Source organism: Streptomyces beijiangensis, assembly GCF_017315755.1.
Classification (GTDB): domain Bacteria; phylum Actinomycetota; class Actinomycetes; order Streptomycetales; family Streptomycetaceae; genus Streptomyces; species Streptomyces beijiangensis.
The window spans coordinates 1-24,379 of the sequence record NZ_JAFLRJ010000086.1; the positions used below are offsets into that span (position 1 = coordinate 1).

Below are 24,379 nucleotides of genomic sequence, written 5' to 3' on the forward strand. Positions count from 1 at the left end.
ATGACGAGGCGAGACTCCTGGTCGTTGCGGTGGAGTTCTCTATGCACCCACGCCGCGCCCGAGGAGCCTCGTTGGTCCCGTCCAGGAAGCAGTAGCCAACGAAGGCTCGCAACCAGTAGTCATACCGCCAACCTGGCTGGGTTGCAGGGGAGTTGTGGTTCGGGCCGGTTGCGGGCGGGGTCAGAGGGTGGTGCCGTAGTTGGCTGTGGTGGGCGTGGGGAGGACCGCCCAGGTGCGGGTGCCGCCGGTGGGTTCGTGGGCGGTCCTCCCCACGCCCACCACAGCCAACTACGGCACCACCCTCTGACCCCGCCCGCAACCGGCCCGAACCACAACTCCCCTGCAACCCAGCCAGGTTGGCGGTATGACTACTGGTTGCGAGCCTTCGTTGGCTACTGCTTCCTGGACGGGACCAACGAGGCTCCTCGGGCGCGGCGTGGGTGCATAGAGAACTCCACCGCAACGACCAGGAGTCTCGCCTCGTCATGGACCGTGACCACCGACTGCCGTCACCCCTGCACCGCAGGACGAGAAGAGCTCAGCGATCTTCCAGGCGGCAAGTAATTGAACATAGGGGGACGAAGTTGAGTTGGGACTCGTGGGATAGCTGGTTGAATGCTCTATTTGGGGCTTTTCTCGTCGTATTTCCTATTCGCCAGGCATGGTTCAAGATAACCCGATCAGGAAGTGCACCAATCATCTTGAGCTCGACGATACTGCGTCCGAACCTGTACGGGATTATCCGGGATTACAGAAACACCTTGTCTCTTCGGATGGTCGTTCCCTTGCGAATCCGGGCCATGGAGGAGCGTGAGCTAATACTTGCAGAAGTCAGGGAAAGTGCAGCTATCCGCACCAATCGCCAGGTCTGGAGGATAATTCTCTTCTCGATTGCCATCTTTGGAGAGCTCTCCGCCTTGAGCATCATTGGAACGGCTCGTTGGGACTTTGTGGAAAATGGCTGGTATGGCGCCCGATCTGGATTGCTATTCGGGGCATCTCTCGGCCTCATGGTCGTCTCCTCCCTTCTGATAAACGACGTGCAGAAACGATCGGCGACCCTAATTGATCGGCAACCACCTTTCTCTTGCTGCGTGCAGGCGCTCGCCTCATGCAAGAACGAGTCACTACAGAACGACAGGGGCTACTCCCGACTCGATGGGGCGGTTGCGGAGCTTTCGCAGGCGCTCGTAAGATTCGCCGAGGAAACACCTACGGCAAGCCCGCTGCGAAGAAGGGAAATGGAGGCACATGCAGTTCAAGTGCGCGACGTATTGAATAGCGCTATGCGGACGGTTCTTCGAGACGGTGCTGTCGGCGTACCCGAAGTCATTCGATTGCTTGGGAAAATTCAAGAAAGAATGTTTGATTCCAAATGGCTCAAGCTCCTTGACGATCCGGATTTCCCCAATATCCCCAACTTGATTCCTTCAAGCGCTGGCCCAGATTCTGCGATTTCCGGCAGCGACGCGCGCGAGACTGCTTCGCAAATCATCAAACGATGGGTGATCGACCAGACGCCAGCGACCCTCTCAGGGATTGCGGCCTTGGGCACGCTTGCGCTTGCCCCGCTAGTCATAGTGCAGACTGCTGCGACAAACAGCAGCAATGAACGTCTGCAGTCCAATGAACGAATGATCAATGCGAGGCGCGACCTGTTCAGTGAGCAACTAGGTGACCGCGTAGCTGGGATCGGTTCACTCGACGAGTTGTCGCAGAATAGCCCTAGCCCTCTGGAGGAGCTCAAGATTCAGGAATTGCTGTCCATTTTCATTCGCACCCATCACCAAGTTCGCCACGTACAGCCTGACGGGGCGGCAGTGGATATACGGATGGCGCTTGAGATGGTTAGCAAGTATCGAGAAAACCTCACATCTGATTACGTCAAGCTGGGGCCCACTCTCCGAGCAGCGCGACTCTCCGGAGCGGATTTTTCAGAACTCATATTGCCCGGTGTGGATCTCCAGGATTCAGACCTCCGCGGTATAGATCTCGCGTGGACCGTCTTGTCCAGAGCGTCGCTGAAGAATGCAAATATGTCAAATTCAAGAATATCCGGGCTGCATGAAGAAGATAACTCCGCCGTGGGTCCAGATTTAGAGGGAGCCGACCTCGTCAACGCCAACCTGAAAGGTTCGGAATTGAGTACATCGAATCTGAGATATGCCAAGTTGAACCGAGCGAATTTATCCGGTGCAAATCTGGCGGGCGCCAATTTGGTGAACGCGTCGCTAATTGGTGCCGACTTGAGGGGCGCGGATCTGACCATGATATCCAGTTGGGCTGGAGTTCTATATAGCAAGGAAACGCGATGGCCGAAAGGATTCCTCCCTCCGAAATCTGCAACCTACTGTGGAGAGCGCCCGCCGATCTCCATCGCGAAGGTATGTGGGAAGGGCAGTCGTAGCTATCCGCAAACGTAAGTAGCTACGTTTGACATGCGGTGAGCTCTACTCATCCTGATCGCCAGGCGATCTCGATCGCATGAACAGCGGCGACGGTGCGCCGAATGCGGTTGGTCCTGCAACGGGCTTCCGGCCTGGGCAAGCGACTCGTCCTTCCGCAGAGGCACCAGCGTGAGCAGAGCCCGCTGCAACCCAGCCTGCGTCGGCAGAGTGCGGACCCTCTCCGCGTCGCCGGCCGCTTCGTCACTTCTGCGGAAGCGCCGGGGGATCGGCGACGGGAGGGACCGACTCACGGGTGCCCCGCTGGATCATGGCCTGGCAGTAGGTGCGCAGCCGCTCGGGCCAACGGTCCCGCCATCTCCGCCAGACGACGACGTGGAACGTCACCACGAGGAACGCGGAGAGCGCGGCGGTGCCCAGCGTCGCGGCCACTATGCCGTCGACCTCGTCGAAGCCGCCATCGGGCCCGCTGTCGTGATCGCCGAAGACCTTGTCCGCCAGCAGGACACAGGTGTTGACCGTGATCCATCCCGCGGTGATCAGGCCTGCGGTCCACGGTGCGCGTTCGGCGCGGTTGTCGCGCCGCGTGCGGTGAGGCGGCAAGTAGCTGGACAGCCGCTCCGCATGGGCCGTGCAGGCCGTCTTGAAGGCGGGGTGGTCGGTGAGCGCTTTCACCGTTACGGGGCGTCCGGCGGACCATGAGTCGAGGGCGAAATGCCACGTCTCCAGGGCCAGGGGGTGATCCGGTGGCTCTGCATGCGCCTGATCCAACTCGGCTTCCGGCACCAGTGGTTGATTCGCGTCGAGCCAGATGGCGGGGTCGAGCCGTATCTCAGGGCTGGTCCGTATCTCAGGGTCCAACCGCACCAGCCCTGCCGCTTGCAGCGACCGTACGGCCGTCTCAGCCGCCGTACGTTCCCTGTACCAGGGCTCCGAGCGTCGGAACCCCGGCCCGAGCAGCCATGCCGCGTGGTACGCGTCCAGCTCGCCCGACGCGATCAGCCGGTCCGTCGCCCTCAGCCCGGCCCGGCGACTCGACAGAGCCAGTCCGCCGATGCCGAGGTTGAGGACGACGAGGAGTCCACTCGTGCTTGCCACCAGCCACACCACACCATTCATGGGGACAGGTTTCCCGTATCTGCCACGATGCATCCGTGGTCGAGTCGGGCTGCCGCTCAGAGCAGATGGTCCGCCTTGCCGGCCTTGATGTCCCGGATCAAGGTCCGCAGGGCGTCGCTGCTGTCGGTGAGGTAACGGTCCTCCTCGCCGAGCACGGCGATATAGCTGTTCCCGTCGGCGTCGGTCCCGAGCCTGAAGCAGTTTGCGCCCTCGCCGCAGAACGGCGCTTCCCAGTGAACGTCTGGCATGGTCATCTCCTAGAGCTGGCGGGCGATTTCACTGATGAATTCGCGCGACTCCTCGGGGGTAAGTGCCCTGTCTGTGAGTCCGTCGAGTTGGGCCCGGTACTTGGCGAGTTGTATGTCCGTGTCCAGGAACTCCGGCCCGTGGGTGGCGTCGAGTTCGACGGTGTCGAGCTGCGGCACAGCGGCCGTGGCGTAGACGACGGACTGACCGGATCCCGGGAATCTGCCCCGTTTGAACGGGATCACGCGCAGCCCGATGTGGTCGCGCTCGGAGAGTTCCAGGAGATGGGCAAGCTGGGCTCGCGTCGTTGCGGTCCCGCCGAACTCGATGCGCAGGGCCGCCTCGTGGATGATCGCCTGCCTGGTCAAAGCCTGCGACGGCACCTGGGGTCTGGGCCCCGCCCATGAACCCACCGGCGGCACCCGCACCTGGGCGGTCCTCCCCGCCGCCGTGCGTTCCTAGGTGCTGCCCGGACCTGGGCTCACCTGGGGCCGACCGTGACCGTCAGGTACGACTCCCCGGGTCCCGGCGGCCTGATCCACGGTTGCGTACGCAGGGTCGGCAATCTGCCGTGGTCGAGGACGAACTGGGGGAGCGAGACCCCGTACGTCTCCGCTATCGCATCCAGGGCGCGTGCCTCGTCCGAGTGGTCGGTGGCGGGGCCGGCGGGGTCCGGGAAGAGGTGGTCCGGGGAGAGTGCTGCGGGGAGGTCGCCCCACCGGTGTCGCTCCGCCTTGTGGACCGTGAAGCCGTATCGGTCCTCGCCGTCCTCGGCGTAGGCGAAGTGGAACAGGGTCGCTTCTCCCCAGACCGTGAGCGCGCGCGTCCCGCGCGACAGTTCGGTGCCCGGGTGAGTAAGGCGGGTGGTGGTGAAGGGCAGCCGGTGGGCCGACTCGAAGGCGAAGCTCCAGCCGTCGCGGGCGCCGATCCGGGCGACCGGACCGCGGCGCTCCTGCTGCGGTGAGTACTGCAGCTGCTGCAGTTCGGCCTCGCCCGCCACCGGATCCAGCGGGTCGGCGCCGAACCGTCCGGCCAGCTCCTCGGGGTGTATGCCCTCCACCAGCACGAACCGGTATGAGCCTCGGTGCAGTTGACTCCTGGGGTGCCCATGGCTCAGCCACCCGAGACCGTCGCGCACCGACTGCGGCTCGACGAGCGGCGGGGGCATCTCCCCTGTCCGACCGGCTCTGGGGGTGATCAGCAGTTGCCGGCCCCGTTCCGGTGTGATGACGGGCCCCAGCAGCGGGTCCCCGAGCAGGCCGAACGGGGCCATGTGGTCTTCTCCGTACGGCTCCCACTGCGGAACGGCCGCTTCGATTACCCGCCAGGCGCCGTCCGTGTCGCCCCAGCGCGCCAGCCCCCTGGCCTCCTCGACCGCACGCCCGAAGCCCCCGGGTGAGGTGTACTCGTAGGTGCGCTGTCTGATCTGCTCCAGGACGGCCGAGGCTCGCTCCTTGTCCGTCGCGTAGTCCTCGGTGTCAGGGCCGAGCACGAAGGAGTCGTTCCGCCAGGACTGGCGCAGGTGGTCGCGTATCTTCAGCGGCAGCACCTCGCCCGCGTACATCGGATCGTCCATCCGCGGATCGACCGGCACCCGGCCGCGCCCGTCGAGCAGCGCCCGGAGCTGTGCGGTCAGCAGGCCCGCCCGAGGTCTGCCGAACGTCCCTGCCTCGTCGAAGACGGCCAGAGCTTCGTCCAACTCGCCCTTCAGGCAAGCGAGTCTGGCCTGCTCCACCTTGGCGTCGAGCTCACGCGTCACCGTGGTCTCGAAGCCGTCGTGGCCGCCGCCCAGACTGTAGAACTGCTGGTACATGTCCTGCATGAACGCGCGGAACGAGTCGTGCCGGTCGGGCAGTTCGCCGCTCCACCCGTGGTAGACGTACACCGCCCACTCGCCGTCGGCGTCCACATCGCCGGGATCCAGCAGCACATCCGTCATGTCGGAGTCGAGCGCCAGCTGCAAAGCCCGCCCCCACATGCCGGCCCGGAGGACCTCCTCGTCGGACGGCTTCTCGTCCAGACTCTCCTCGTACATCGGCTGCAGGTCGAACGGATCTCCGTACGACGCGATGCGGTCCGCACCCGCCAGCAGATAGACGAAGCCGCCCGCATGTCGCCAACCGTCGGTCGTCCCGAGGAAGGAGCGCAAGGACGGCGGCAGCGGTACGTCGATCCCCAGTCCCCGGACCCGCTCCTCCAGCGCCGCCATCCGCGCCGGATCGGCCGGTCCGAATCCCAGCCAGCGGCTCTGCGCGATGTCGTCGTCCAACTCCTCCTCGTCGTAGTCCTCCGGCTCCGCCGCCGCTTCCGCGGCACGCGCCTCCACCCACTCCTCGCTCCACCGCTTGAGCAGCGGCCCCCATTCGAAGATCTCCATGCATGCCATCGTGGCACCCGCCACTGACAGCGGGTCTCCGCGTCAGTGGTGGTGGCCGTTCCGGCCGAGGGTCTCCACAGGCGTCGCACCGGGGCGGGTCCACTGCGGTACGGGGCGGCCGGTCGGGCCCCACGTGGGGTTGCCTTGCGCGTCCGAGCGCCAGTACCAGCAGGCCTGGTGGTCCACGGAGGGGCGCCCCTCGGGGTTGTCCTCCCACGCCTCGCCGCGGCCGTAGGGCGTCATGTCGAGCAGGGTCATGGACCCGCTGACCGTCTCGTTGCCGCGTCCCGTCGTGGAGTACGTGAGGAACACGCGGTCGCCGTCGCGCAGGAAGCAGGTGAGGTGCCCCATGTCCTCGCCGACCGGGGCCGCCACGTCCCGTACCGAGTACCACGGCTGGGTGTAGCCCATGAACTCGACGAAGGAGGCCACCTCGTCCCAGCGGCCCGTGGTCACGATCGCCAGCGAGACACCGCGGGCGTTGAGATAGACGGCGTCCTTCAGGTGCCAGGCCGTGGTGGTGCACCCCTCGCACTGCCCCTGGTGCGGCGCACCGTCGTACCACATGTGCTTGTAGACCACGAGCTCGTCGCGGCCCTGGAACAGATCCAGGAACGGGACCGGCCCGTCGGGTCCGACGACCTCGACCTTCCCGTCGAGCTCCACCATCGGGAGCCTGCGGCGGGCCGCGGCGATGGCGTCGCCCTCGTGGGTGTGGGCCTTCTCGCGGACCAGCAGCTTTTCCCTGGCGGTCTGCCAGGTGGCCAGGTCCACGACGGGCGGGCGGCCGGGCAGATCGGTGCCGGGGTTGTGCGGTGCGGTCGTCATGCAGGCCTCCGTGGAGTCTCGTGATGGTGTCCCGTGCCGTGCGGCGTCGTACGAGGCCGCACGGCGGGTCACCAGAGGAGACTTGCGACCGGGCCGGAACTCATCGCAGGAGAGGCTGCCGAGTCCGTCTCAGTCCAGGCAGGCGTAGTACGCGCTGCTGTAGGCGACGCCGTTGTCGGATCCGAGCAGGCCGGGCTGCATCTTGTTCATGACGTACGTGAAGGTGCTGCGCGCATCGAGGTCGTTGAGCACCATCGACCCGCCCCAACCGCCCCAGTAGCAGATCCGGTTGTCGGGCAGATGCGGCCTGGTGCTCTGATCGCCGATCCCGAACCCCACGCCGAAACGGATGGGGGCGCCGAGGACCAGATCCGTACCCGAGGACTGCTCCTCGAAGATCAGGTCGATGGTCGGGCTGCCGAGGAGTTTCACGCCGCCGGCCGTGCCGTCGTGCGTGATCGCGGACTGGATCAGGGCCAGGGAGCGGGCGTTGCCGTGGCCGTTCGCCGCCCCGATGTCGGCGGCGCGCCAGCCGTCTGTCCAGCTTGCCGTCGCGTCCAGCGGCGGTCCGGTGAACGTCTTGAAGGCGAGGTTGTCGGGGCCGAGCGAGGCCAGGTCGAACGGGAGCGGGGGCGGCGGGATGACGTTGGAGACCCGGTGGTGCTGGTCCGGCGGGATGCCGAGGGTGAAGTCCGCGCCGAGCGGGCCCGCGATCTCCTCGGCGATGAACTCCCGCGGGGCCCTGCCCGAGACCCGGCGGATCACCTCGCCGATCAGGTGCCCGAAGTTCAGCGCGTGGTAGCCGGAGGCCGTGCCGGGCTCCCACCACGGTGCCTGCGCCGCCAGGCGGGCGGTCGCGTGGTCCCAGTCGTACAGGTCCGCCATGGCCGCCGGCTGGTCCCAGCCGGACACGCCGGAGGTGTGCGAGAGGAGGTGCCGTATCTCTATGTCCTGCTTGCCGTTGGCCGCGAACTCCGGCCAGTAGGCGGCCACCTTCTCGTGCACATCGAGCTGGCCGCGGTCGACGAGTATCAGCGCGGCCAGCGCGACCACCGTCTTCGTCGAGGACCAGACGTTGGTGACGGTGTCCTCGGCCCACTCGGCCGTACGCGTCTCGTCGGTCCAGCCGCCCCACACGTCGAGGACCGTCTCGCCGTCGTGCACCGCGGCGAGGGACGCACCGACTTCGTCTCCCGCGTCGATACGGCGACTCAACTCGTCCACCAGTGGCTGGAACCGGGGGTGGTAGGTGCCGTGGATCTGCGTCATGGGCGGTCCCCTGCCTATGCGATCAAGAGTGAGACGGGCGCACAGGCTAGGGCACCCCGAGAGCCCGCACCATCCCCTGGGCGGGCCCGTCCGTCCGTGCGTACGGTTGCTACCGTCTCGGCATGCCTTTCTACGTTCACGCTCAGGACAAGCCGGGGGTCGGAGCAGAGCTGGTCGCCCTGTCCGAGGCGCACTGGTCCTACATGGACCGGTTCGCCGACCGGCTCGTTCTCCGGGGCCCTGTCCTGTCCGAGGACGGCGAGGAGCACGCGGGAAGCGTCCATGTCGTCGACCTGGCCGACCGCATCGATGCGGAGCGCTTCGCGAACGAGGAGCCCTTCTGGCAGGCCGGTCTCTACGGGCAGATCACGACGGTCCGGGCCGTCGTCCTGCTCGACCGCGGACCCACCGAGGCCTCGCTCGCGGGAGAGGAACCGAACTCCCTGACCACGGGCCACTGGTCACCGGAACCCCGCAGCGAGCTGAATCCGCTGGGCGACGGCGACGACGATGGCGACGATCCGGACAGCCGCCTGAGTTTCGTGGCCGTCCTCGTCGACGACAGTCAGTCGCGCACCGTCGGGATCGTCGCGGTCACGAGGACTCTCCCTGACGAGGCCCCGAGCCTCATCCAGCCGTTCGCGGACCGGCTGAAGGGCGGCCCCGTGGCTCTCACCGCACAGCGCTGGTGCCGCGGAGGACGCTCATAGCCGGTGCCCGAGCACGTTGACCACCCGGCCGTTGGGATCGCGTACGAAGAACCTGCGTACGCCCCAATCCTCGTCCTGCAGCGGATAAACGATCTCCGCGCCGTTCGCCCGCATCACTTCGTACGCGGCATCCACGTCGTCCACCTCGACGCTCATGTCGGGCGTGACGGGTGCCGTCTTGTCGCTGGTCATGAAGCTGGCCTGGGCCGCCGGGTGGGACGGGGAGGCCATCGTCATGATCCAGCCGTGGTTCATCACTTCCTCGAAGCCCAGCAGGCCGTAGAAGTCCCGGCTCTCCTCCACGGCCTCCGACTGGATGTTGGGCACGACTCGGCGCACGGCCATCGACGACTCCAGGTGAGAGCGGATGTGTCTCTGTGACTCCCCATGAGTACTACGGCACTCCCTTCGCTTCGGCCACCTTCGCGACGCGGCTTGCCGAAGCGGCAAGAGAACTCGCATCGGTCGCGCGACCCGCCGGATGATCGAAGGACGCATACCGATCCGATCCAGGAGAGCCTCATCGACATCTATGTCGACGGCACGCTGCGGGAGACCGTCGACGCGACGAGCGCCACCCGTGTGTACGACCAGACCGTGTTCAGCACGGGCGGTCTGGCGCCGGGCGAGCACACGCTCAAGGGTGTGATGAGGACGGGCGGTTACCTGATCGTGGACGCGTTCACGGTACGCGGCTGACCGGCGGTCCCGGCAGACGCGCGAAGGGTCCGTACCCCCGCCGGGGAGGTACGGACCCTTCGCCTTCTCCCCTCCAGGGACGGGCTGATCTACCGGTACACGTGCTCCGGCGGCGCGACCGAGTCGCAGATCAGCTTCGCGTCCGTCGGCACCAGACGCTCGACGGAGCCGGGATTCATGTGTACGGCGGCCAGTTGGGCCGCATTGAGGTAGCCGATGAACAGCTGGGTGTTCGCCGGCATGTTCTCCGGCTTGAAGATGAAGGTGACCCGGCCGTCCTTCTCCCGTACGCCCTCCATGACCCGGTCCACGCCGGCGCCCCCGCCCGAAGGAGAGAGCTTCCCGTCGTCGTTCGGCCCCTTGCAGAACACGCCGGTCTTGATGAGCACGGGGAACCCGGCCCTGCGCAAGGCCGCTTCCAGACCCGCGTGGTCCGTGAAGTACCGCTGCTTGTCGAAGGTCGCGTGGACCGTGCCGTCCCTCTGGGTGTCCACGGTGTACGCGACCGTGTGGACGTGCACCCCTTCGCCGGACGTCGCGTAGGAGGGTGGTGCGGTCGACGGGTTGGCGAGGGTCGAGACCCCGACCGCGAGGCCGGCGGAGAGCGCGACCGCGGCCACACCCGTGACCCTGCGCAGCCGCCGCCGCGCACGCCCCTTGGCGACGATCTCCTCGACAGGGGTGTGCAGATGGACGTCGTCCAGCGAATCCCTCAGGGTGTCCAGTAGTTGATCGGTCTCGAAGTCGCTCATGACGGGTCCTCCTGCTGGGGTACGGATACGAGTTCGCCGCGCAGCGTCGCAACAGCCCGCGCCAGATGGGCGGTTACGGTCCCCGGCGCGATCCCGAGGGCCTTGGCGGTGCCCGCCGTGTCCAGGTCCAGGAAGACCCGGAAGGCGACCACCTCCCGCTGCCGTTGCGGCAGTCGGCGCAGCGCGTTCAGCAGTGAGGGGTCAAGGGCGGCGTCGGTGACCGGCGGCCCGTGGACGTCGAGCCCCTCGGCCAGGGCCACTTCCCGGCGCCTGCGCCGCCACCAGGTGACGCGGGTGTTGAGCGCGGTCCGTACGACCCATGCCCTCGGAGACGGATGCCGGCTCACCTTGGCCCACCCCGTCCACGCGCGGGTGAAGGCTTCGGCCACCAGGTCCTCGGCCAGCTGCCTGTCGCCCACGCTCGCCAGGACAGCCCGCAGGCACACGTCCCGGTCGGCCCCGTAGAACTCCTTGAACTCCAGCTGCTTCACACCCCTATGACGCTTTGGGACGGCGATCCGCTTACCCGCCGGGGGCCGCACCTGGTCGGAGGTGGTCAGCCCAGCGCGCGACCCGTCGTACTGTCTACGTTCTCCGGGACCTCGTCCCCCTTCACGTCCCCAGTGGACGAGGTCCCGGAGGGCTCGAACATCAGGATCGTGCCGCCGGGGGAGTACGGCTTGTGCTCCTGCCCCCGCGGCACGACATAGGTGTCGCCCTTCCGCAGGGCGACGGTCCGCGCGGCGCCGTCGGCCTCGCGCACCTCGATGTCGAGGACCCCGTCCAGGACGAGGAAGAACTCGTCGGTGTCCGGGTGGGAGTGCCAGACGTGGTCGCCCACAGCGTGTGCGATCTTCACGTCGTAGTCGTTCGTACGGGCGACGATCCGGGGACTCCAGCTGTCGCTGAAAGTCGCCAGCGCCTCGGTGAGATTGACCGGTTGGGTACTCATCCGCCCAGTATTCGCCGGACCCTTCGGCTCCGCTGTCACACTTTCGGCCTCGAATCCGCTCTCAGTGGGCAAGAGGGACCGCGACAGGAGGCACGTGCCATGACCGAAGGACCGCCGGATCCGCCGGCGCTGCAGACCCCGCCGGCACCGCAGAGCCCGCCGACTCCGCCGACCCAGGTCTTCGTCGACCACCGGGAGCTGCTGTTCTCCATCGTCTACAACATGCTCGGCTCCGTCGCCGACACCGACGACGTCCTGCAGGAGACCTGGCTGTCCTGGGCAGGCCGTAACGATTCGCCGGACGCGCGGCCCATCGAGAGCCCGCGCGCCTATCTGGTGAGGATCGCCGTGAACAAGGCGCTGGCCAGAAAGGACCTGATCAGCCGCCGCCGCGAGACCTACTTCGGGCCGTGGCTCCCCGAACCCCTCGTCACCGCCGACGAGGCGGATTCCGACCGCAGCGACTCCGTCTCGATGGCCCTGATGGTCGTCCTGGAGACGCTGACCCCGCTGGAGCGGACGGTCTTCGTCCTGCACGAGGTGTTCGGGTACGCGCACACCGAGACGGCCGGGATCCTGGGCCGCTCACCCGCCGCCGTACGCCAGCTCGCGCATCGCGCCCGCGAGCACGTCCAGGCGCGCCGGCCCCGTTACCGGCCCGATCCGCAGATCTGGCGGCAGGTCACCGAGCGCTTCATGGCCGCCAACGCGGGCGGCGACCTGGAGGCGCTCCTGGAGATCCTCGCGGAGGACGTCACCCTGTGGGCCGACGGCGGCGGGAAGGCTCCGGCGGCAGGGCGGCAGCTGGTGCACGGACGCGAGAAGGTCGCCCGCCTCCTGGCGACCCGGTCCGGGCGCGGGCTCCCCGACGCGCGGATCCAGTACCGACGGGTCAACGGAGACCCGTCGGCACTGCTCTTCAGCGGGGATTCGCTCTTCGCCGTACTGGTCCTGGAGCTCGCCCCGGAGACCGACGAGGTGTCGAGCATCTACATCGTGACCAACCCGGAGAAGCTCGCGCGGATCGACTAGCCGCCGTACGGGCGGGTGATCACTTCCATGGCGTGGCCCGCGGGGTCGATGAAGTAGACCCCGCGGCCGCCGTCGTTGTGGTTGATCTCGCTGGGGTGCATCCGGTGCGGATCGGCGAACCAGTCGACGCGGGTGGTCTTCATCCGGTCGAAGATCCCGTCGAAGTCCTCCTCGGGTACGAGGAAGGCGTAATGCTGCGGGACGATCGATTCGGCGGGGATGTTCGCGAAATCGAGGGTGACGCCGTTCTCGGTGGTGACGGGGATGAACGGTCCCCACTCCCGGCCGACTTCGAGATCGAGGATGTACGCGAGGAATTCGGCGGAGACCCGGTTGTCACGGCATTGGACGATCGTGTGGTTGAGCTGTACTGATGCGGGCACTGTGGAATGCCTCCATGGGCATGTCCGGCACCTCCATGCTCCGCCCGGGCGGCGGCCGGCACGCGATGCTGCCGTAGATCGTACGCGAGCATCAGCGGTCGAGGTAGGCCAGCACGGCGACGGCGGGGGCGCCGGGTCGGTGGAGAAAACTCCCCTTTCGAGGCTGCTGATCGTTCTTTATCAGAGGTCGACGGTCACGCGCCGGGATATTTGGCAATCTTCACTTGCACGGGTGAACCGCCCCATGCATGCACGTTTCTGCAGCACCCTGCTTCCTATCGTGAGCTGTGTCGCCCTGGACTCCGGTGGCCGTCCGCTTGTTCCGAGCTAACTGCCAAGGACTGCCATGGGTGTGAAAGACATGCCGGGGGTGCTGCCCGATTCCGGCCGCAGCGCGCACAGTTACTCAGAGAACGGTTCCACGGTCGTGTCGTTCCGGGGTGAGATCGACCTCGCAACGGCTCCGGCGGTCCGCCTGCATATAGATGCGGCGACCGCCCTGCCCGGGGCCCGTCTGATTGTGGACCTTCGCCCCGCCGAGTTCATCGACTGCGCGGCGTTGTCCGTGCTCTGCCGGGCCAGCCGGCGCCTGCGGGACCGGCAAGGGGCCATGGTGCTGGTTTGTGCCTGGTCCTGGCACCTGCGGCTGCTGCAGGCCGCCGGGCTCGGCGACTGCTTCCGGGTGGCCGCGTCGATGGAGGACGCGCACGTGCTGGTCCGGGAGTAAATCCATGGCCCGTGCCGCAGCCTCTTCCGTACGATCGTCTTCCATGACCGCGCCCAGGAAGAACACCACCCTCCGCACGTTCGAAGAGCTCGTCACCGAAGCCGATACCGTCTCCGTGGCGGGCTGGGATTTCTCGTGGCTGGACGGCCGTGCCACGGAACAGCGCCCCTCGTGGGGGTACGCCCGTGCGATGGGGGAGCGGATGGGGCGGGCCTCCGCCGCCCTCGACATCCAGACCGGTGGAGGCGAAGTCCTGGCCTCCGTACCGAAGTTGCCGCCGCTCACGGTCGCCACCGAGTCCTGGCCGCCGAACGTCGCGAAGGCGACGGCGCTGCTCCACCCGCGGGGCGCGGTGGTGGTCGCGAACGAGGACGAGCCGCCGCTGCCGTTCGCCGACGATGCGTTCGACCTGGTGGTCAGCCGGCACCCTGTGAGGGCGCACTGGTCGGAGATCGCACGGGTGCTGGCGCCCGGCGGTACGTACTTCTCGCAGGAGGTCGGCCCTGCGAGCGTCTTCGAACTCGTCGAGTACTTCCTGGGCCCGCAGCTGGAGGGCAGGAAGGGCCGCGACCCGGAGGTGTCACGGGCCGCGGCGGAGGCGGCGGGACTCAAGGTGGTGGACCTGCGGCTGGAGGAGCTGCGGACGGAGTTCTACGACATCGGGGCGGTCGTCTACTTCCTGCGCAAGGTGATCTGGATGGTGCCGGGCTTCACGGTGGCGGATTACCTGCCCCAACTCCGGGCCTTGCACGACCAGATCGAGCAGGACGGCCCTTTCGTGGCGACAACAACAAGATTCCTGATCGAGGCCATCTCACCCCCGACCATCTCAAGCCCGTCCGTCGATTGAGGACAAGCGGCCGAAGGTCGCTCACCGGGCGGGGTCGCGCCACCACCCCATTTCCGCGCAACCGGCACGCACCCTCACCGCACCCCCATACGCTCGCCCCGTGATCGCGCCCACCCTCATCGTCACCGCCGCCCTCCTGGGCGCCGCGGCAGGACTCCTCCTGCCGCGCCCCGCCCACCGTTTGGCGGTCGACCCCGGGGACCCCTGGCGCGCGACGGCGCCCGACGGCACCCCCATCCCCGGCTGGATAGGCCCGGCCCGCACAACGCACAGCGGCTGGTACGGCCCGAACACCCCCGCCACAGCCACAGCCACCGCACTCCTCTGCGCCGCACTGGCCACCGCGGCCGGACCTGTGCCCGAGCTGTGCGTCTGGCTGCTGATGGCGCCCGTACTCGTACTCCTCGCCCTGGTGGACGGGGCCGTGCAGCGGCTGCCTGACGTACTGACACTCCCGCTCGCCGCGGCCACCGCCGCCCTCCTCGGCCTCGCCGCCCTGGTCCCCGGCGCCAAGGGCTCCTGGACCCACGCCCTGCTCGGCGCCTGCGCGCTCGGCGGCGGCTACTTCGTGCTCTTCCTCGTCAACCCCAGAGGGATGGGCTTCGGGGACGTCAAGTTGGCCACGTCACTCGGACTGGCTCTTGGCTGGTACGGGTGGGGGGTGCTGATGCTGGGCGCGCTCGCGGGCTTCGTCTACGGCTCGCTGTACGGCCTGTCCCTGGTGCTGCGCGGGCGGGCGACCCGCAAGACGGCCCTGCCTTTCGGCCCCTTCATGGTGGCCGGCGCCTTCACGGGTCTACTGCTCGGCGGATTCGGAGCGTAGTTGCGGCACGGCGTGGCACCGAGCACCACTTACGAAGGGTTATGGTGGAAACCCCCCCTCGGGCCGGTCCGTATCCCCCCCACGGACCGGCCCGATTTTTTGTGCCCAGGCTCCTGGGCCCCGCCGTCAGCCGCGCCCGGCCCAGATGTTGGCGCCCGCGGTGTCCACGGCGAAGGAGTCGATCTCCTTCAACTCCTCGTCGGTGAGCGGTGCCCCGGCCAGTGCGGCGACGTTCTCCTCCAGCTGCTTCACGCTGGAGGCGCCGATGAGCGCGGAGGTCATCCGCGGGTCGCGCAGCACCCAGTTGAGAGCCAGCTGTGCGAGGGACTGCCCGCGGCGGCCCGCGATCTCGTTGAGCCCGTTGAGGCGGCGCAGCACCTCGTCGGAGAGCAGGTCCGGGTCCAGGGACTTGCCCTGCGTGGCACGCGAGCCCTCCGGGATGCCCTTCAGGTACTTGCCGGTGAGCAGGCCCTGCGCGAGCGGCACGAAGGAGATGCAGCCCATGCCGGCCGTCTCCAGCGTGTCGAGCAGCGCGTCGTCCTCGGTCCAGCGGTTGATCATGGAGTACGACGGCTGGTGGATGAGGGCGGGGACGCCCATCTCCTTGAGGATGCGGGCCGCCTCGGCGGTCTGCTCGCTGGTGTACGAGGAGACGCCGACGTACAGCGCCTTGCCCTGCTGGACCGCGGTGGCCAGCGCGCCCATCGTCTCCTCGAGCGGGGTCTCGGGGTCGAAGCGGTGGGAGTAGAAGATGTCGACGTAGTCGAGGCCCATGCGCTTGAGCGAGGCGTCCAGCGACGAGGTGAGGTACTTGCGCGAGCCCCACTCGCCGTACGGCCCCTCGTGCATCAGGTAGCCGGCCTTGGTGGAGATGATCAGTTCGTCCCGGTAGGGCGCGAAGTCCTGCGCGAAGTGCGTGCCGAAGTTGAGCTCGGCGGAGCCGGCCGGCGGACCGTAGTTGTTCGCCAGGTCGAAGTGCGTGACCCCGAGGTCGAAGGCGCGGCGCAGGATCGCGCGCTGGGAGTCGAGGGTGCGGTCGTCGCCGAAGTTGTGCCACAGGCCGAGGGAGATCGCGGGCAGCTTGAGCCCGCTGCGGCCGGACCGTCGGTACTCCATGGAGTCATAACGGTCACCGGCGGCGAGGTAACGAAGAGAATCGGTCATGTTCCCTGACTATCACGGAGCTGTGACAGTCCGGGTTGGGTGGCTGTGACCCCTGCGCAGTAGTGTGGCCTCTCTGAGAAAACCATTTGCCATTGCAGGGACGGGATGGGCTAAGTGAACTTGCGCGACCTGGTGTACGGGCTCTACGCACGCCGGGTGGAAGGCCGTCTCGACCATGCCCAGGTGCCCAAGCACATCGGCGTCATCCTGGACGGCAACCGCCGCTGGGCCAAGGCCTCGGGCGGCACGGCCGCGCAGGGGCACAAAGCGGGCGCGGACAAGATCTCCGAGTTCCTCGGCTGGTGCGACGAGACGGACGTCGAGGTCGTCACCCTGTGGATGCTCTCCACGGACAACTTCGACCGCCCCGAGGACGAGCTCGTCCCGCTCCTCGGCATCATCGAGGACACCGTCCGTGAGCTGGCCTCCGACGGCCGCTGGCGCGTCCACCACGTCGGCACGCTCGACATCCTCCCCTCGCGTACGCAGTCGGTCATCAAGGAGGCCGAGCAGGCCACCCACGACCGCGACGGGATATTGGTGAATGTCGCCGTCGGTTACGGCGGCCGGCAGGAGATCGCCGACGCGGTCCGCTCGCTCCTCCTGGAACACGCCACCAAGGGCACCTCGTTCGAGGAGCTCGCCGAGATCGTCGACGTCGAGCACATCTCCGAGCACCTCTACACCCGCGGCCAGCCCGACCCGGACCTGGTGATCCGTACCAGCGGCGAGCAGCGTCTCTCGGGTTTCATGCTCTGGCAGAGCGCCCACTCGGAGTACTACTTCTGCGAAGTCTTCTGGCCCGCCTTCCGCAAAGTCGATTTCCTCCGCGCCCTGCGTGACTACGCGGCCCGCGGCCGCCGCTACGGCGCCTGAACCCCGCACTCCGTACCCCTCTCGGCCCTCCTCCCTCACCCGCATACGCGGTCGGTGGCATGGCTTCCCGTGTTCGAGGGCATACCCCCTCGTGAGCAGCGTTTGTAGCCGCTCATCCGGGAGGCCCTTTGCACACAGAGCCCGCAAAGAACGGGGCGGGCCGGCGCTCGGCCCGTACGTGGCCTGAGCCCGGTTCCACCGCCCGCGACGTCGTCGCACCCCAACCTCTGCCGAGGGGGTACGTCCTTCCGTGGTGACCAGCACTAAGCGCCGCATGCCCGACAGGCGCACTTACGTTCTCGACACCAGCGTCCTGCTGGCCGACCCCAATGCCATGTCCCGCTTCGACGAGCACGAAGTCGTGCTCCCGATCGTCGTGGTCACGGAGCTGGAGGCCAAAAGGCACCATCCGGAGCTCGGATACTTCGCCCGGCAGGCGTTGCGCCTGCTGGACGACTTCCGGGTGAAGTTCGGTCGCCTCGATGCCCCCATCCCGATGGGTGAGCTGGGCGGGACCCTCAGGGTCGAGCTGAACCACTCCGATCCCAGCGTGCTCCCGGCTGGTTACAGGTTGGGGGACAACGACTCCCGGATTCTCGCGGTCGCACGCAATCTCCAGGCCGAGGGGTACGACGTCACCGTCGTATCGAAAGACCTTCCGCTGCGCATCAAGGCGTCGTCGGTCGGCCTGCTCGCCGAGGAGTACCGCGCCGAACTCGCCATCACGGACTCCGGTTTCACCGGAATGTCCGAACTGCCGCTCTCCGCGGACCAGGTGGACCTCCTCTTCGCCGAGGAGACGCTGTACGTCCCCGAGGCGGCGGACTTCCCGGTCCACACCGGACTCGTGCTCCAGTCGGAGCGCGGGAAGGCGCTGGGCCGGGTCACCGGCGAGGGCAACATCCGTCTCGTACGCGGTGATCGTGAGGCCTTCGGGCTGCACGGCCGCAGCGCCGAGCAGCGGATCGCGCTGGATCTGCTCCTGGATCCGGACATCGGGATCATCTCGATGGGCGGCAGGGCCGGCACCGGCAAGTCCGCCCTGGCCCTCTGCGCGGGCCTTGAGGCGGTCCTGGAGCGCGGGCAGCACAAGAAGGTGATGGTCTTCAGGCCGCTGTACGCGGTCGGCGGGCAGGAGCTCGGCTATCTGCCGGGGTCCGAGGCCGACAAAATGGGCCCCTGGGCACAGGCGGTCTTCGACACGCTGTCGTCGGTGACGTCGCGCGAGGTGATCGAGGAGGTCCTGGGCCGCGGCATGCTGGAGGTCCTGCCGCTCACGCACATCCGGGGCCGCTCGCTCCATGACGCGTTCGTCATCGTGGACGAGGCCCAATCCCTGGAACGGAACGTCCTGTTGACCGTTCTGTCCCGTATCGGGGCTAATTCCAGGGTTGTCCTGACGCACGATGTCGCCCAGCGGGACAATCTGCGGGTCGGGCGGTACGACGGCGTGGTGGCCGTCGTCGAGAAGCTGAAGGGGCATCCGCTCTTCGCGCACATCACGCTGACACGCTCGGAGCGTTCCCAGATCGCCGCACTGGTGACCGAATTGCTGGAGGACGTCCAGCTCTGAGGCATACACCCACTGTTACCCGCGAGTTGGGAAACCGGAGCCGTCCGGCGAGGCGCAGCAGCCTAGCCGGGCGGCTCTTCGCCGTGCCGGAGTTTCCAGAAAACTCTTGGGGCAAACGGGGTGTGAGCTTTCACACGCAGTGAAGAATTGCCTAGCGCGTCCCCGTCCGGCAGAGTCTCTCTTCCGTCAGGCCCCGCATACGGCACCCGTGTTCCAAAGCACCACACAACTCCACAATCGCCGCCGTATGCCGCCCGAGCACCACGCGGCTCTCCCGTAAGGGAGTTGCCGGACGGGCCCGTGCCTCCCGTGACCCAGCAGTTGGGAGGCCAGTGCCAGGGGCACGATTGCGTCCGCGGGGTCACCGGTGCGGGCGCTGCTGGAAGGAAACCGTGTGAGCCGGATTTCGGTTCGCGGATTCGCGGTGGCATCTGCCACTGCGGTCACCACCGTTGGCGCCGTTGTAGGCGTTGCTGCGGGCAGCACGCTGCCCGCGAACGACACTGCCTCCGACGCAACCGCTGCGGACACGACGCTCCTCGCGGACATCCCTACCGGCCAGCAGGCCCAGGTACAGACCGCGTCCCTCACGCAGCAGGCGGACACGCAGGCCGCACAGGCCGACGCGTCGGCCAAGAAGGACGCTGAGGCGGCGGCGCGTATCCAGGCCGCCAAGGACGCGAAGACCAAGAAGGACGCCGCTGAGGCGAAGGTCAAGCAGGAGCGCGAGGCGAAGGAAGCCGCCAGCCGTTCCTCGGCCCGCTCGAAGATCAGCTACACGCAGCAGAGCTCGTACACGGTCGCGCAGATCAAGGCGATGGCGCAGTCGATGATGGCGTCGGACCAGTACCAGTGCTTCAGCAACATCGTGGACCACGAGTCGGGCTGGAACTACCAGGCCCAGAACCCGACCTCGGCCGCCTACGGTCTTGTCCAGTCCAATCCCGGCTCCAAGATGGCCTCGGCCGGAGCCGACTGGCAGACCAACCCGGCCACCCAGATCAAGTGGGGCCTCAACTACATGGAGAACCGTTACGGTTCCCCGTGCGGCGCCTGGTCGTTCTGGCAGGCCAACCACTCGTACTGAGCCACCGGCGCAGTCAACTTCACAGAGCCCCTCACCGTCCTTCGGTGGGGGGCTCCGTGCGTGTACGGTCGGCCTCGAACCAGGCCGGGGCACAACGGGGGAAGAGGATCGACATGGCAGGACTGCCGGGATGGCTGGAGCGGCTCGGCGCCGAACTGACCAGCTTGGGCGAGCGGATGGAGGAACGCCGTGCGGAGGAGGACTTGAGAGACGGTCCGGAAGCACCGCAGGCTGCCCCCGAACACGTACCACCGCCGCCCGACTACGCCCCCGCCGTGGCTCCCCGCCCCGATCCGGTCGCCGCCGTCCCCTGGGGGATGCGGGTCGCCGCCGAGGCCGGCTGGCGCCTCCTGGTCCTCGCGGGCACGCTCTGGGTCCTGATGAAGGTCATCAGCGCCATCCAGCTGGTGGTGTTCGCCTTCGTCGCGGCCCTCCTGGTCACCGCGCTGCTCCAGCCGACCGTGGCGCGCCTGAGGCGGATGGGGCTGCCGCGCGGTCTGGCCACCGCCGTCACCGCGATCGCCGGCTTCGTCCTCATGGGGCTGGTCGGCTGGTTCGTGGTCTGGCAGGTCATGGAGAACCTGGACACCCTCTCCACCAAGGTCCAGGACGGTATCCAGGAACTGAAGCGCTGGCTGCTCAACAGCCCGTTCCATGTCACCGAGGACCAGATCAACCAGATCGCCAAGAACCTCACCGACACCATCGGCGCCAACACCAACGAGATCACCTCGACCGGTCTGCAGGGCATCACGGTGATGGTGGAGACGCTCACCGGCATGCTCCTGGCGATGTTCTCCACCCTCTTCCTCCTGTACGACGGCGCGCGCATCTGGAAGTGGTGCCTCAAGCTGGTCCCCGCCCAGGCCCGCCCGGGCCTCGCGGGCGCCGGCCCGCGCGCCTGGCGGACGCTGACCGCGTATGTGCGCGGGACGGTGATAGTGGCCATGATCGACGCCATCTTCATCGGCCTGGGGATCTACTTCCTCAAGGTCCCGATGGCGGTCCCCCTGGCCGTCTTCATCTTCCTGTTCGCCTTCATCCCGCTGGTGGGCGCGGTCATGTCGGGCGCGCTCGCGGTGGTCGTCGCGCTGGTCACCGAGGGCGTGTTCACCGCGCTGATGGTGCTGGCCGTGGTCCTGGCCGTACAGCAGATCGAGGGCCACATCCTGCAGCCGTTCATCCTCGGCAGAGCGGTACGGGTGCATCCGCTGGCCGTGGTGCTCTCCGTGGCGGCGGGCGGCCTGGTCGCGGGAATCGGCGGCGCGGTGGTCGCGGTCCCGCTGGTGGCGGTGACCAACACGATGGTCGGCTATCTGCGCTCGTACAGCAGGGAGAACGCGCTCAAGGCGTCACCGCCACCGCACGGGGCGACGGCGATCGAGGTGGCGCCGGTGCTGCCGCCCGGGGAAGCCGGGGAACCCAAGTGATATCCGAGCCGGAGATGGCGGGGGGCTTCGGCAACGGGGAAGTCGCCGAGCTGATGGACGGATCGGAGTGGCGCCCGCCGCGTGATGCTCCGGCACGCAGACCGTGGCTGTGGGCGCTCGGCGGGGCGGTGGTGGCGTCGGCCGTCTGGGCGGGCGGTCTCTTCGCGTACGAACGCGGGCGCGACGAGGGGATCGACATCAAGGGGTACGCGGTGGGGTCGGACATCTGTGTGCGGGCCCGGCTGCCGTCCCTGGCCGCTGCGCTGGGCCCCAGCACCATGGAGATCCCCTGGGTGAAGTACACCGCCCCGCTGGACCGGGCCCGCTGTGACATGACGCTGGCTCCGAAGGGCATGACGACAGGGCTCAGCTACGACGTGTCCATCACGGTCGACCTGCACAAGAAGACGGATCCGGTGCCCGAGTTCGAGGCCATGCGGGACGTCGACAGATACAGCTCCGACGCTGCCGCGAAGGTCGAAGAGGTGCCGGGGCTCGGCGACAAGGCGTACATGCTGACGACCCTGGCGGCCGACTCCCGCGACCCGGAGCTGCGGGTCCGGGACGGGGGCGCGGTGTTCAGGCTGGTTCTCGGCTACGGGTGGAACGGGAACGAAGGCGAAAAGCAACCCAAGGATCCGACCGCCGAGGAGATCGCGGCGCTGCAGCCCGCGATGATCGAGGACATGCGGGCCCTGATGGCCGCGCTCAAGACGTGAGAACGGGCCCCGGCGACAGATCGTGTCACCGGGGCCCGCTCGTGCTGTCGTACGTGACCGCTACTGGGCCAGTACCGCTTCCGCGTCCAGCGTCGTGCCGACCGCCTGCAGGACGGCCGCGATCTTGAAGGCCTCCTGGATGGTCTCGCGGTCCACGCCGGCCTTGCGGAGCACCTGCTCGTGCGAGTCCAGGCACTGGCCGCAGCCGTTGATCGCGGAGACCGCGAGGGACCACAGCTCGAAGTCGACCTTCTCGACGCCCGGGTTGCCGATGACATTCATCCGCAGGCCCGCGCGGAGCGTGCCGTACTCGGGGTCGGACAGGAGGTGGCGCGTCCGGTAGAAGACGTTGTTCATCGCCATGACCGCCGCGGCGGACTTGGCGGCGGTGTACGCCTCCGGGGACAGGTTCGCCTTCGCCTCGGGCTCCAGCTCGCGCAGAACCTGCGGCGAGCGCGAGGCGATCGCGCAGGCCAGGACGGTGCCCCAGAGCTGCTGCTTCGGGAGGTCGGAATTGCCGATGACCGAGCCGAGGTTCAGCTTCAGGTCCTTGGCGTAGTCCGGTACGGCGGACTTCAGTTCGTCGAGTGCCATGTCAGATCACTCGCCCGACAGGAGAGCGACCGGGTCCAGGGTGTTCTCGCCCTTGGTCCAGTTGCAGGGGCACAGCTCGTCGGTCTGCAGGGCGTCGAGGACCCGCAGGACCTCCTTGGGGTTACGGCCCACGGATCCGGCGGTCACCATCGTGAACTGGATCTCGTTGTTCTGGTCGACGATGAAGACGGCGCGCTGCGCGAAGCCGTCCTCGCCCTCGATGCCGAGGTCACGCATGAGCTCGTGACGCGAGTCGGCGAGCATCGGGAACGGAAGGTCGGTCAGGTCCGGGTGGTCCTTGCGCCAGGCGTGGTGCACGAACTCGGAGTCACCGGAGAAGCCGAGGACCTGGGCGTCACGGTCGGCGAACTCCTCGTTGAGCTTGCCGAAGGCGGCGATCTCGGTGGGGCACACGAAGGTGAAGTCCTTCGGCCACGCGAAGACGATCTTCCACTTGCCCTCGTAGGTCTTGTGGTTGATCTGCTCGAACTCCTGGCCCGCTTCCAGCGAAACACAGGCAGTCAGGTCGAACGTGGGGAACTTGTCACCAACAGTGAGCACGCGGTCTCCTTGCACAGTAGGAATTCCCTTTTGGGGCTTTCCTGGGGGTTGGACGAATCACAGCGTGACACAGGAAGTATTGATCACGGAAATAGCTAGAGTAGGTCGCGGCGATCGGAGGTGCCTATCAGTGGCCACAGTAAGCAGGAGCAAGCAGCCGAGCCTGGCGCAGCTGCGGGCGTTCGCGGCGGTGGCCGAGCATCTGCACTTCAGGGATGCGGCGGCGGCGATCGGGATGAGCCAGCCCGCGCTGTCCGGGGCCGTCTCGGCGCTGGAGGAGACCCTCGGCGTACAGCTCCTTGAGCGGACGACACGCAAGGTGCTGCTGTCGCCCGCGGGGGAGCGGCTCGCGGTGCGCGCGAAGACGGTCCTCGACGCGGTCGGGGAGCTGATGGAGGAGGCGGAAGCGGTGCGGGCGCCTTTCACCGGGGTGCTGAGGCTCGGCGTGATCCCGACGGTGGCACCGTATCTGCTGCCGACCGTGCTGCGTCTCGTACGGCGGGAGTACCCGGAGCTGGATCTGCAGGTGCACGAGGAGCAGACCTCGTCGCTGATCGAGGGGCTGGCGGCGGGCCGTCTCGACCTGCTGCTGCTCGCGGTGCCGCTGGGGGTGCCCGGGGTGGCCGAACTCCCGCTGTTCGACGAGGACTTCGTCCTCGTGACACCGCGGGACCACTGGCTGGCGGGCCGGGAGGACGTGCCCAGGGAGGCACTGCGCGAACTGGACCTGCTGCTCCTGGACGAGGGCCACTGCCTGCGGGACCAGGCGCTGGACGTCTGCCGGGAGGCGGGCCGCAGCGACGGGGCCGCGGTCACGACGACGGCGGCCGGTCTTTCGACGCTGGTGCAGCTGGTGGCGGGGGGCCTGGGGGTGACGCTGCTGCCGCGGACGGCGCTACGGGTGGAGACGGGCCGCAACGAGCAACTGGCGACGGCGTACTTCGCGGACCCGGCCCCCTCGCGCCGCATCGCCCTCGCGATGAGGGTGGGGGCGGCGCGGGGGGAGGAGTTCGAGACATTCGCGGCAGCACTGAGGGAGTCGATGAGACCGCTGCCGGTGTGGCTGCATTAGAGCCCCTCCGGCGATCGAGGAGCGGAGGGGCCCCTCGACCGGCTGAATTTGCCTGCGTATGCAAGATCGTGCCGGGCAAAACCAAGCCCCTCCGGCGATTGAGGAGCGGGGTCCGGGGCGGAGCCCCGGGG

At 67.6% G+C, this 24,379-nt stretch carries 27 protein-coding genes; 13 read left to right on the forward strand and 14 right to left on the reverse strand.

What is annotated here, in order from left to right; genetic code table 11:
* The first annotated feature begins 800 nt into the window (after nt 1-800).
* On the forward strand, nt 801-2,423 hold the full coding sequence (locus tag J0695_RS09705; RefSeq protein WP_206961489.1) for a pentapeptide repeat-containing protein: 1,623 nt from the start codon (nt 801-803) through the stop codon (nt 2,421-2,423).
* A gap of 225 nt (nt 2,424-2,648) precedes the next feature.
* Here J0695_RS09705 and J0695_RS09710 read toward each other — a convergent pair whose 3' ends face one another.
* The 6 genes from J0695_RS09710 to J0695_RS09735 all read right to left on the reverse strand — a co-directional run bounded on the left by J0695_RS09710 (nt 2,649) and on the right by J0695_RS09735 (nt 8,244).
* The gene (locus J0695_RS09710) at nt 2,649-3,503 is read right to left on the reverse strand and encodes a hypothetical protein (protein WP_206961490.1); all 855 of its coding nucleotides are present in this window, start codon (nt 3,501-3,503) and stop codon (nt 2,649-2,651) included.
* 77 nt (nt 3,504-3,580) lie between these two features.
* Nucleotides 3,581-3,772 (reverse strand): hypothetical protein, encoded by a 192-nt coding sequence (locus J0695_RS09715; protein WP_206961491.1) that lies wholly within the window; start codon nt 3,770-3,772, stop codon nt 3,581-3,583.
* A 9-nt stretch (nt 3,773-3,781) separates the two neighbouring features.
* The gene (locus tag J0695_RS09720; protein ID WP_206961492.1) at nt 3,782-4,138 is read right to left on the reverse strand and encodes a Scr1 family TA system antitoxin-like transcriptional regulator; all 357 of its coding nucleotides are present in this window, start codon (nt 4,136-4,138) and stop codon (nt 3,782-3,784) included.
* A gap of 113 nt (nt 4,139-4,251) precedes the next feature.
* Nucleotides 4,252-6,147: a DUF6461 domain-containing protein gene (locus J0695_RS09725; RefSeq protein WP_206961493.1), complete on the reverse strand. Its 1,896-nt coding sequence runs from the start codon at nt 6,145-6,147 to the stop codon at nt 4,252-4,254.
* 42 nt (nt 6,148-6,189) lie between these two features.
* Nucleotides 6,190-6,975, reverse strand: coding sequence for a DUF899 domain-containing protein (locus tag J0695_RS09730; protein WP_206961494.1), 786 nt, complete (start codon nt 6,973-6,975; stop codon nt 6,190-6,192).
* A 129-nt stretch (nt 6,976-7,104) separates the two neighbouring features.
* Complete coding sequence (locus J0695_RS09735; RefSeq protein ID WP_206961495.1) at nt 7,105-8,244, reverse strand: serine hydrolase domain-containing protein; 1,140 nt, start codon at nt 8,242-8,244, stop codon at nt 7,105-7,107.
* Between the two features lie 122 nt (nt 8,245-8,366).
* Between J0695_RS09735 and J0695_RS09740 the strand changes: the two genes are divergently transcribed.
* Entirely contained in the window at nt 8,367-8,954 is a 588-nt protein-coding gene (locus tag J0695_RS09740; protein ID WP_206961496.1) for a YciI family protein, read from the forward strand.
* Here J0695_RS09740 and J0695_RS09745 read toward each other — a convergent pair.
* Nucleotides 8,949-9,299: a VOC family protein gene (locus J0695_RS09745; protein WP_206961497.1), complete on the reverse strand. Its 351-nt coding sequence runs from the start codon at nt 9,297-9,299 to the stop codon at nt 8,949-8,951. The two genes, J0695_RS09740 and J0695_RS09745, sit on opposite strands and share 6 nt — an antisense overlap.
* Nucleotides 9,300-9,389: 90 nt before the next feature.
* Here J0695_RS09745 and J0695_RS09750 point away from each other — a divergent pair, with 90 nt between their 5' ends.
* Nucleotides 9,390-9,653, forward strand: coding sequence for a hypothetical protein (locus J0695_RS09750; protein ID WP_206961498.1), 264 nt, complete (start codon nt 9,390-9,392; stop codon nt 9,651-9,653).
* Between the two features lie 89 nt (nt 9,654-9,742).
* On the opposite strand, the gene J0695_RS09755 is transcribed toward J0695_RS09750, so the two are convergent.
* The 3 genes from J0695_RS09755 to J0695_RS09765 form a co-directional block, all read right to left on the reverse strand.
* Entirely contained in the window at nt 9,743-10,405 is a 663-nt protein-coding gene (locus J0695_RS09755) for a hypothetical protein (RefSeq protein WP_206961499.1), read from the reverse strand.
* A complete protein-coding gene (locus J0695_RS09760) occupies nt 10,402-10,896 on the reverse strand; it encodes a sigma-70 family RNA polymerase sigma factor (protein WP_206961500.1) in 495 nt (164 codons plus the stop codon). The genes J0695_RS09755 and J0695_RS09760 overlap by 4 nt, the downstream gene beginning before the upstream one ends.
* A 65-nt stretch (nt 10,897-10,961) precedes the next feature.
* On the reverse strand, nt 10,962-11,357 hold the full coding sequence (locus J0695_RS09765; protein WP_206961501.1) for a cupin domain-containing protein: 396 nt from the start codon (nt 11,355-11,357) through the stop codon (nt 10,962-10,964).
* A gap of 99 nt (nt 11,358-11,456) precedes the next feature.
* Between J0695_RS09765 and J0695_RS09770 the strand changes: the two genes are divergently transcribed.
* Nucleotides 11,457-12,389 carry a sigma-70 family RNA polymerase sigma factor gene (locus J0695_RS09770; RefSeq protein WP_206961502.1) on the forward strand — a complete coding sequence of 311 codons (933 nt, stop codon included), beginning with the start codon at nt 11,457-11,459 and terminating at the stop codon, nt 12,387-12,389.
* On the opposite strand, the gene J0695_RS09775 is transcribed toward J0695_RS09770, so the two are convergent.
* Nucleotides 12,386-12,772, reverse strand: coding sequence for a VOC family protein (locus tag J0695_RS09775; protein WP_206961503.1), 387 nt, complete (start codon nt 12,770-12,772; stop codon nt 12,386-12,388). The two genes, J0695_RS09770 and J0695_RS09775, sit on opposite strands and share 4 nt — an antisense overlap.
* Nucleotides 12,773-13,118: 346 nt before the next feature.
* Here J0695_RS09775 and J0695_RS09780 point away from each other — a divergent pair, with 346 nt between their 5' ends.
* From J0695_RS09780 to J0695_RS09790, 3 genes are all read left to right on the forward strand, one after another.
* Entirely contained in the window at nt 13,119-13,499 is a 381-nt protein-coding gene (locus J0695_RS09780; protein ID WP_206961504.1) for an anti-sigma factor antagonist, read from the forward strand.
* Between the two features lie 43 nt (nt 13,500-13,542).
* The gene (locus J0695_RS09785; protein WP_242552437.1) at nt 13,543-14,349 is read left to right on the forward strand and encodes a class I SAM-dependent methyltransferase; all 807 of its coding nucleotides are present in this window, start codon (nt 13,543-13,545) and stop codon (nt 14,347-14,349) included.
* A gap of 103 nt (nt 14,350-14,452) precedes the next feature.
* Nucleotides 14,453-15,172 carry a prepilin peptidase gene (locus tag J0695_RS09790; RefSeq protein WP_206961522.1) on the forward strand — a complete coding sequence of 240 codons (720 nt, stop codon included), beginning with the start codon at nt 14,453-14,455 and terminating at the stop codon, nt 15,170-15,172.
* Between the two features lie 126 nt (nt 15,173-15,298).
* Here J0695_RS09790 and mgrA read toward each other — a convergent pair whose 3' ends face one another.
* Nucleotides 15,299-16,336, reverse strand: coding sequence for an L-glyceraldehyde 3-phosphate reductase (mgrA, locus tag J0695_RS09795; protein WP_206961506.1), 1,038 nt, complete (start codon nt 16,334-16,336; stop codon nt 15,299-15,301).
* A gap of 114 nt (nt 16,337-16,450) precedes the next feature.
* Here mgrA and J0695_RS09800 point away from each other — a divergent pair, with 114 nt between their 5' ends.
* From J0695_RS09800 to J0695_RS09820, 5 genes are all read left to right on the forward strand, one after another.
* A complete protein-coding gene (locus tag J0695_RS09800) occupies nt 16,451-17,212 on the forward strand; it encodes an isoprenyl transferase (RefSeq protein WP_206961507.1) in 762 nt (253 codons plus the stop codon).
* Nucleotides 17,213-17,462: 250 nt separating this feature from the next.
* Nucleotides 17,463-18,785 (forward strand): RNA 5'-3' helicase PhoH2, encoded by a 1,323-nt coding sequence (gene phoH2, locus J0695_RS09805; RefSeq protein WP_206961508.1) that lies wholly within the window; start codon nt 17,463-17,465, stop codon nt 18,783-18,785.
* 394 nt (nt 18,786-19,179) lie between these two features.
* A complete protein-coding gene (locus tag J0695_RS09810) occupies nt 19,180-19,872 on the forward strand; it encodes an aggregation-promoting factor C-terminal-like domain-containing protein (RefSeq protein WP_206961509.1) in 693 nt (230 codons plus the stop codon).
* A gap of 113 nt (nt 19,873-19,985) precedes the next feature.
* Complete coding sequence (locus tag J0695_RS09815; protein WP_206961510.1) at nt 19,986-21,302, forward strand: AI-2E family transporter; 1,317 nt, start codon at nt 19,986-19,988, stop codon at nt 21,300-21,302.
* Nucleotides 21,299-22,021 carry a hypothetical protein gene (locus J0695_RS09820; protein ID WP_206961511.1) on the forward strand — a complete coding sequence of 241 codons (723 nt, stop codon included), beginning with the start codon at nt 21,299-21,301 and terminating at the stop codon, nt 22,019-22,021. Before J0695_RS09815 ends, J0695_RS09820 begins: the two co-directional genes overlap by 4 nt.
* Before the next feature lie 60 nt (nt 22,022-22,081).
* Here J0695_RS09820 and J0695_RS09825 read toward each other — a convergent pair whose 3' ends face one another.
* Nucleotides 22,082-22,615 carry an alkyl hydroperoxide reductase gene (locus tag J0695_RS09825; protein ID WP_206961512.1) on the reverse strand — a complete coding sequence of 178 codons (534 nt, stop codon included), beginning with the start codon at nt 22,613-22,615 and terminating at the stop codon, nt 22,082-22,084.
* A 6-nt stretch (nt 22,616-22,621) separates the two neighbouring features.
* A complete protein-coding gene (locus J0695_RS09830) occupies nt 22,622-23,176 on the reverse strand; it encodes a peroxiredoxin (RefSeq protein WP_206961513.1) in 555 nt (184 codons plus the stop codon).
* A 130-nt stretch (nt 23,177-23,306) separates the two neighbouring features.
* Between J0695_RS09830 and J0695_RS09835 the strand changes: the two genes are divergently transcribed.
* Nucleotides 23,307-24,248, forward strand: a complete 942-nt coding sequence (locus J0695_RS09835; protein ID WP_206961514.1) for a hydrogen peroxide-inducible genes activator — start codon at nt 23,307-23,309, stop codon at nt 24,246-24,248.
* Nucleotides 24,249-24,379: the final 131 nt, after the last annotated feature.